Genomic DNA, 8,250 nt, shown 5'->3' on the forward strand with positions numbered 1-8,250 from the left:
TTTCCCTGATTGACATCGCAGAATTCGCGGTGCTATAGTGAATTTAACAAGTGGAAGCGTTTCCACTCACGTAAAAACCACAGACGGACGGGCCACGACCCTTCTGCATGGAGACAGAATGTTCACAGCCAGCCCCGCTCTGCCGGGCGATGAGGCCTTGCGCCCTTCGCCAGTCCGCCTTCCGCTGCAACCGTTGTTGCGCCTGCTTGCCTTGCCGCTGTTGCTGCTGTGCGCGCACGGCGCAGCGCAGGCCCAGACGCAGGTGCAAGCCTGGATCACCACCGGCGACCAGAGCAAGCTGCTGGCGCGCGGCGCCGATGCCGCCTTCGGCTCCGGCGTCAAGGCCGCCATCGTCATCGACGTCGACCCGGCCCAGCGTTATCAGGAGATGGTGGGCTTCGGCGCCGCCATCACCGACGCCTCGGCCTGGCTGATCCAGAACCGCCTGGACCCGCAGCAGCGCGGCGCGCTGATGAACGAGCTGTTCGGCAAGGCGCCCGGCGCCAACTTCAGCTTCACCCGCCTGACCATCGGCGCCTCCGATTTCTCGCGCCACCACTACAGCTTCGACGACATGCCGCCCGGCCAGACCGATCCGGCGCTGGCGCATTTCTCCATCGAGCCCAACCGCGCCGACGTGCTGCCGGTCACGAAAGCCGCGCTGGCGATCAACCCCAATCTGCGCGTGATGGCCTCGCCGTGGAGCGCGCCGGGCTGGATGAAAAGCACCGACAGCCTGATCCAGGGCACCTTGAAGCCGGAAGCGTTCGCGCCGTTCGCCGCCTACCTGTCGCGCTATGTCAGCGCGTATGAGAAGGAGGGCGTGCCGATCTACGCGCTGACCCTGCAGAACGAGCCGCACTTCGAGCCCAAGGACTATCCCGGTATGCGGGTCGAGCCGGCCAAGCGCGCCGCCTTCATCGGCGGCCACCTGGGCCCGCTGCTGGCGAAGGAACATCCGCAAACCCGCATCCTCGACTGGGACCACAATTGGGACGAGCCGGGCTCGCCGGCCGATGTGCTGAAAGACCCGGTGGCCAACAAATACGTCAACGGCGTGGCCTGGCATTGCTACGGCGGCGACGTGCGCGTGCAGGCCGCGCTGCACGACCGCTGGCCGGACAAGGACACCTATTTCACCGAATGCTCGGGCGGCAAATGGGCGCCGGTGTGGTCGGACAATCTGCAGCACTTCGCCCGTACGCTGGTGATCGGCACCACGCGCGGCTGGGCCAAGGGCGTGCTGCTGTGGAACCTGGCGTTGGACGAGAACGACGGCCCGCACCTGGGCGGTTGCAAGGATTGCCGCGGCGTCGTCACCATCGACAGCCGCGACGGCAAGGTCACACGCAACGAGGAGTATTACGCGCTGGCCCACGCCAGCCGTTTCGTGCGCCAGGGCGCGCGCCGCATCGCTTCGAGCAGCGGCTACAACGAACTCGACACGGTGGCCTTCCGCAACGCCGACGACGGTTCGGTGGCGCTGCTGGTGGTGAACTCGGCCAAGGCGCCGCGCAGTTTCGCCGTGCGCCTGGCGCCGGGCCAGCGCAGCTTCAGCTACACCTTGCCGGCCGCCAGCGTCGCCACGTTTACCTGGAAACCGTAACCGTAACTGCTGTGCAGGCGCACGGCAGTTTTTTCAGAACACTAGTGGAAGCGCTTCCACAAAGGAGTCAGAAATGGACGTCACCAATATTTCCGTCGTTCCCGCGAAAGCGGGAACCCATACGTCGTGTCTATTCCGGCGCAGCATGGATGCCCGCGTGCGCGGGCATGACGGGGCGTGGCCGGGCAGGCTCGCCGCGCTGTGGCTCGCCGCGGTGCTGGCAGGTTGCGGCAGCGGCGGTGGTGCCAGCGTCGTGGCACCGCCGGTGACGCCACCCACACCACCGACGCTGGAAGCGATCAAGCCGACCCCGGTGACGCCGGTGCCGGTGCTGCCGCTGACCATGCTGCACACCCAGGGCACGAAATGGCTGAAAGCGGACGGCAGCGCCGTGGCGCTCAAGGGCACCAACCTCGGCAACTGGCTGATCAACGAATTCTGGATGATGGGGCAGGGCAGCGCCGGCATCGACGACCAGTGCAAGCTGGAGGCCAATCTCGACACCCGCTTCGGCTACGCCGAACGCCAGCGGCTGATGCAGCTGTTCCGCGACAACTGGATCAGCACCCGCGATTGGGACCTGATGCAGAAGTTCGGCCTGAACGTGGTGCGCCTGCCCTTCATCTACAGCGTGGTCGAGGACGAGAAAAATCCGCGCCACCTGCGCGCCGACGCCTGGCGCTACCTGGACGACGCCATCGCCCAGGCCGAGAAGCGCGGCATGTATGTGATCCTCGACCTGCACGGCGCGGTCGGCTCGCAGGGCTGGGAACAGCACAGCGGCTGCGCCAACAAAAACCTGTACTGGTCCACGCCGGAATTCCAGGACCGCACCGTCTGGCTGTGGCAGCAGGTCGCCGGCCGCTACAAGGACCGCGCGGCGGTGGCCGGCTACAGCGTGCTCAACGAACCGTGGGGCACCACGGCCGCCAACCTGGCCGCCGTGGTCAAGACCTTGTACACGGCGATCCGCGCGGTCGATAGCAACCATGTGGTGATACTGCCCGGCCACAACAGCGGCAACATCACAGCCTACGGCAAGCCGGCCGAGCAGGGCATGAGCAATGTCGCCTTCGAGATGCACTTCTATCCCGGCCTGTTCGGCTGGGGCCAGACCGGCCTGCAGGTGCACAAGGACTGGCTCACCTGCAGCGGCGGCGGCAACAGCGGCGTGTGCGAGTGGGACAGCAAGATCAAGGCCGTCGACACCGCCTTCTTCATCGGCGAAACCCAGCCGTGGATGGGTCTCGGCCTGGACCTCGGCGGCCAGATCGCCCGCGCCTCTTTCGACACCTACGCCAAGTACGGCTGGGCCACCACGGCGTGGAGCTGGAAGGTGGTCAGCAACGGCGGCGGCCAGGGCAATGGCACCTGGGGCTTTGTGACCAACGCCGCCGGCGCCGCCGTGCCCGCCGTCGACTTCACCAAGGCGCCCATCGCCGATATCGAAAACCTGTACAAGTCGTTTGGCACCCAGGCTTATGAGGTCCACCAGCCCATGCAGGACTGGATGACCAGCAGCACCGCACCACAGCCGTTCCGTTAGCCGTTGATATTTTCCACCCGTCTAAAACTATAAGAGAGACCAGATGATGAGCAAGCAAATCCACACACTCGCACTGACACCGATCGCCGCCGCCTGCGCGGTGTTGGTGCTCGCCGCCGCGCCGGCCTGGGCGCAGCAAGGACCGTCCGCCGCGGCCGACGACAAGGAAGTCCAGTCGGTGGTCGTCACCGGCATCCGCCGCAGCATCGAAACCTCGATGGCGGTCAAGCGCGATGCCGATTCCATCGTCGAGGCGATCACCGCCGAAGACATCGGCAAGCTGCCCGACGTCAGCATCGCCGAATCCATCGCCCGCCTGGCCGGCCTGACGGCGCAGCGCGTCGAAGGCCGGGCGCAGGTGATCTCGATCCGCGGCCTGGCGCCGGACTTCTCCGGCACCCTGATGAACGGGCGCGAGCTGGTCTCCACCAGCAACAACCGCGGCGCCGAGTACGACCAGTATCCGTCCGAGCTGATCAACGGCGTCACGGTCTACAAGACGCCGGATGCGTCGCTGGCCGGCGGCGGCCTGTCCGGCACGGTGGACCTGCACACCGTGCGTCCGCTCGACATCCGCGAACGCACCATCGTGTTCAACGCGCGCGGCGAGCACAATTCCAACGGCAAGCTGAACTCGAACACCTCGGCCAACGGCAACCGCGTCAGCGCCTCGTATGTGGACCAGTTCATGAACAACACGGTCGGCGTGGCGTTCGGCTACGCCCACCTGGATTCGCCGGGCCAGCAGCAGGAATACAAATCGTGGTGGTGGGGCACCGATAACAAGCTGCCGCCGGGTAACGCCGACGTGGTGGCGCTGAAGGGCGCCGAAGTGACCGCCACCTCGCGCAAGCAGAAGCGCGACGGCCTGATGGGCGTGATCGAATACCGTCCATCCAAGGAATTCCGCACCTCGCTCGACCTGTACTATTCCGAGTTCAAGGAAGACACCACCATGCGCGGCATGATGTGGAACTCGCACCAGTGGAGCGACGTCACCTACAGCAACCCGCAAATCCAGACCATAGGCGGCACCCGCCTGCTGGTGGGCGGTTCGCTGGTCAACCTGGAACCCATCGTCCGCAACGACTTCAACACCCGCAAGGACCAGCTGGGCGCGGTGGGCTGGAACAACACCTACAAGAAGGACGGCTGGACCCTGGTGGGCGACGCCTCGTACTCGAGCGCCAAGCGCCGCGAGCAGGTGCTGGAAACCTATGCCGGCCTGGGCCCGGCCGGCTCCCACATCACCGACAACAACTTCCAGTTCAAGATTCCAACCGCCAGCGGCCTGCCGACCTTCACGCCCAGCCTGAACTTCGCCGACCCGGCCATCATCAAGCTGACCGACGTCGGCGGCTGGGGCAAGGACGCCGACATGCACCACCCGCTGGTGGAGGACAAGCTGGGTTCGATCAAGTTCTCGGCCAAGCGCGACCTGGACGGCATGTTCCGCAACATGGAAGGCGGCGTCAACTTCAGCAAGCGCGAGAAGACCCACGCCGACACCAACAACTACTGGAACCTGAAGAACGGCCGCGCGCCGGCCATCGTATCGTCCGACCTGATCCAGCCGTCCACCTCGCTGGCCTTCGCCGGCATCCCGAGCGTGCTCACCTATGACGTCATGGGCGTGCTGGGCAAGTACTACACGATGCAACCGGCCCGTCCCGACGACCAGGCCCTGCAGGACTGGGGCGTGACCGAGAAAGTCACCACCGCCTACGCCAGGCTGGGCATCGACACCGACGTCGGCCCCTTCCCGCTGCGCGGCAACCTCGGCCTGCAAGCGGTCAACGTCGACCAGAAATCGCGCGGCGCCACGGTCAACGCCGGCAAGCTGGGGACCATCACCGGCGGCGCCAACTACACCGACGTGCTGCCCAGCCTGAACCTGAACTTCGACCTCGGCAAGTACCTAGCCACCACCAACCTGCGCTTCGGCGCCGCCAAGACGGTGGCCCGTCCGCAGATGCAGGACATGCGCGCCGGCGTCTCGGGCGGGGTCGACGCCACCACCCGCATGTGGAACGGCAGCGGCGGCAACCCGCAGCTGGAACCATGGCGCGCCAATTCCTACGACCTGTCGATGGAAAAATACATCGGCAAGCGCAGCTACATCGCCGCCGCGCTCTGGTATAAAAAGCTGCAGAGCTACATCTACAACCAGCAGACCGCGTTCAGCTTTGCCGGCTTCCCCAACCCGTCGGGCGTGGTGCCGCTGCAGGACATCGGCACGCTGAACCGGCCGACCAACGGCGCCGGCGGCCTGGTCAAGGGTGTCGAATTGTCGGGCTCGCTGGATGGCGGCCTGCTGTACGCGCCGCTGGACGGCTTCGGCGTGACGGGCAGCATGTCCGGCACCGAGAGCTCGATCCATCCCAACGGTCCGGGCACCAAGGAGAAGCTGCCGGGGCTGTCGGGCGTGGTGTCCAACTTCACGGTCTACTACGAGAAAGCGGGCTACCAGGCGCGCGCCAGCCGCCGCTACCGTTCGGCTTATCGTGGCGAGGTGACGGGCTTGTTCGCGCAGCGTTCCTTCAGCGAGATCCTGGCCGAGCGCCAGATCGACTTGCAGCTGGGTTATGCGATCGAGGAGGGCCGCTACAAGGGCCTGTCCTTCCTGTTCCAGGTGAACAACCTGAACAACTCGCCTTACCAGACCCGCCAGGGCGATGCGTTCTCGGGCGGCTCGTATGCGCCCGAGCGCTATACCACCTACGGCCGCCAGTTCCTGCTGGGATTGAACTACAAGCTGTAAGCTGCACGCCCGCCGCCGCCCGGCGGGCGTCTTCTGTTATTTCCCTAACACACGATTGGTTTGCGTGGTTTGCAAGGTGGGTATTTGAGCTAAACTTCTTGCTTCTTTAGCCACACCGGCCCGGACCATGCCCAATCAATCGTCGCTGGATGAACGCAGCTTCCGCACCATCCTGGTACGCAACGTTGCTTTGCCGTTGGTTGCCGGCGTGGTCAGCGCCGCCGTCTTCGTGGTCTTGCTGGCCTACCTGATCGCCGCTACGCGCTGGGTCGAGCACAGCGAGCGCGTGATCGGCAACGCCAACGAGATCAGCAAGCAGATGGTGGACATGGAAACCGGCTTGCGCGGCTACATGCTGACCGGCGAGCAATCGTTCCTGCAGCCCTATGTGCTGAGCAAGCCCAAGGCCGGCGCCGGCATCGATGCGCTGACGGCGCTGGTGTCGGACAATCCGGCGCAGGTCGACCGGCTGCGCACCATACGCGCCCAGCAATTGCAATGGGACCTGTATGCCCAGGAAATGATCAAGCTGCGCGCGGCCGACGCCGACGTCACCGGCGCCGTCAAGACCGGGCGCGGCAAGATCCAGTTCGACGAAATCCGCCGCCAGCTGGACGACTTCGTCGATGCCGAGCTGCGCATGCGCCAGGAGCGCAAGGACGACGCCAGGGGCGTCACCACCTGGGTAGCGGCGCTGTACCTGCTGCTGACGCTGGGCGTGGGCGGCAGCCTGGCCTGGTTCGGCCGGCGCGAGCTGCTCGGTTTGTCGAAGGTGTATAACGCGGCACTGTCCGAGCACAGCGCCCATGCCGCGCTGCTGGCGCAACAAGCCTGGCTGCGCACCGGCCAGAGCGAGCTGGCGCAGCAGGGCATCGGCCAGATGGGCTTGCCGTTGCTGTCGGCCACGCTGCTGCAATTCATGGCGCGCTACCTGGACGTGGTGGTCGGCGCGCTGTACCTGCGCGCCGACGACGGCAGCTTGCGCCGCGTCGCGTCCTACGGCTTCAGCGCCGAGGCCGAGGCGCGCGAACAGCGCCTCAAGCCGGCCGAGGGCCTGGTGGCGCAGGCCGCCCTGCAGCGCCGCCTGATCCGCCTCGACCAGGTGCCGCCCGGCTACCTGCAACTGAGCTCCGGCCTGGGCGCGGGATCGCCGGCCAGCGTGCTGCTGGCGCCGCTCGACACCGACGGCGAGATCAACGGCGTCATCGAGCTGGGCCTGTTGCGGCCGATCACCGAACGCGATGTCGACTTCCTCAACCTGGTCAAGGGCAACGTTGGCAACGCCATCGACGCCAGCCTGTCGCGCCAGCGCCTGCAGGAAGTGTTGGCCGAAACCCAGCAGCTGAACGAGGAACTGCAGGTGCAGCAGGAGGAACTGCGCACCGCCAACGAGGAACTGGAGGAGCAGTCGCACGTGCTGGAGCAGTCGCAGGCTAGCCTGGAGAACCAGAAAGCCGAGCTGGAACAGACCAACGAGCAGCTGGCCGAGCAGGGCATGGCGCTGGACCAGAAGAACGCCGCGCTGGGCAAGGCGCAGCAGGAACTGGAACAGCGCGCCGCCGAACTGGAGCGCGCCAGCCAGTACAAATCGCAATTCCTGGCGAATATGTCGCACGAGCTGCGGACTCCGCTGAACAGCTCGCTGATCCTGGCCAAGCTGCTGTCGGAAAACGCCAGCGGCAATCTGCACGAAGAACAGGTGCGCTTCGCCCACACCATCTATGCGGCCGGCAACGACCTGCTCAACCTGATCAACGACATCCTCGATATCTCCAAGGTCGAAGCGGGCAAGCTGGAGCTGGTGCCGGAGCAGTTGTCGCTGCGCCAGGTGGTGGACGGCATGGCCATGGTGTTCGATCCGCTGGCGCAGCAAAAAAAACTGGCCTTCCACGTGCAGCTCGCCGACGGCCTGGCCGCCACCATGGTCAGCGACCGCCAGCGGCTGGCGCAGATCCTCAAGAACCTGCTGTCGAACGCGCTCAAGTTCACCAGCAGCGGCCAGATCACGCTGGCGGTGCGCCCGGCCGGCGACGGCCAGGTCGCCTTCGCGGTGCAGGACAGCGGCATCGGCATCCGCGCCGAAGACCAGCAAGGCATCTTCAACGCCTTCCAGCAGGCCGACGGCACCACCAGCCGCAAGTACGGCGGCACCGGCCTGGGCCTGTCGATCTCGCGCGACCTGGCGCAGCTGCTGGGCGGTAGCATCAGCCTGGTCAGCGAACCGGGCCGGGGCAGCTGCTTCACGCTGACCTTGCCGCTGGCGTGGCGCGCGCCGGCGCCGTCCGGCGCCGCCGGCAGCATGCCGGCGCCGGCCCGCTGGGCGGTGGAGATGGCGGC

Annotated in this window: 4 protein-coding genes; all 4 read left to right on the top strand. The window is 66.1% G+C overall.

The window, feature by feature from the left end; genetic code table 11:
- Positions 1 to 118: 118 nt before the first annotated feature.
- Entirely contained in the window at positions 119 to 1,606 is a 1,488-nt protein-coding gene (locus V6M89_RS26820) for a glycoside hydrolase family 30 protein (RefSeq protein WP_332856072.1), read from the top strand.
- 145 nt (positions 1,607 to 1,751) lie between these two features.
- A complete protein-coding gene (locus tag V6M89_RS26825; RefSeq protein WP_332856073.1) occupies positions 1,752 to 3,152 on the top strand; it encodes a glycoside hydrolase family 5 protein in 1,401 nt (466 codons plus the stop codon).
- 43 nt (positions 3,153 to 3,195) lie between these two features.
- The gene (locus V6M89_RS26830; RefSeq protein ID WP_332856074.1) at positions 3,196 to 5,913 is read left to right on the top strand and encodes a TonB-dependent receptor; all 2,718 of its coding nucleotides are present in this window, start codon (positions 3,196 to 3,198) and stop codon (positions 5,911 to 5,913) included.
- Between the two features lie 127 nt (positions 5,914 to 6,040).
- On the top strand, positions 6,041 to 8,250 hold a 2,210-nt coding region (locus tag V6M89_RS26835), incomplete at its 3' end, for a CHASE3 domain-containing protein (RefSeq protein ID WP_332856075.1).

Source organism: Duganella sp. S19_KUP01_CR8 (assembly GCF_036688705.1).
Classification (GTDB): domain Bacteria; phylum Pseudomonadota; class Gammaproteobacteria; order Burkholderiales; family Burkholderiaceae_D; genus Rugamonas.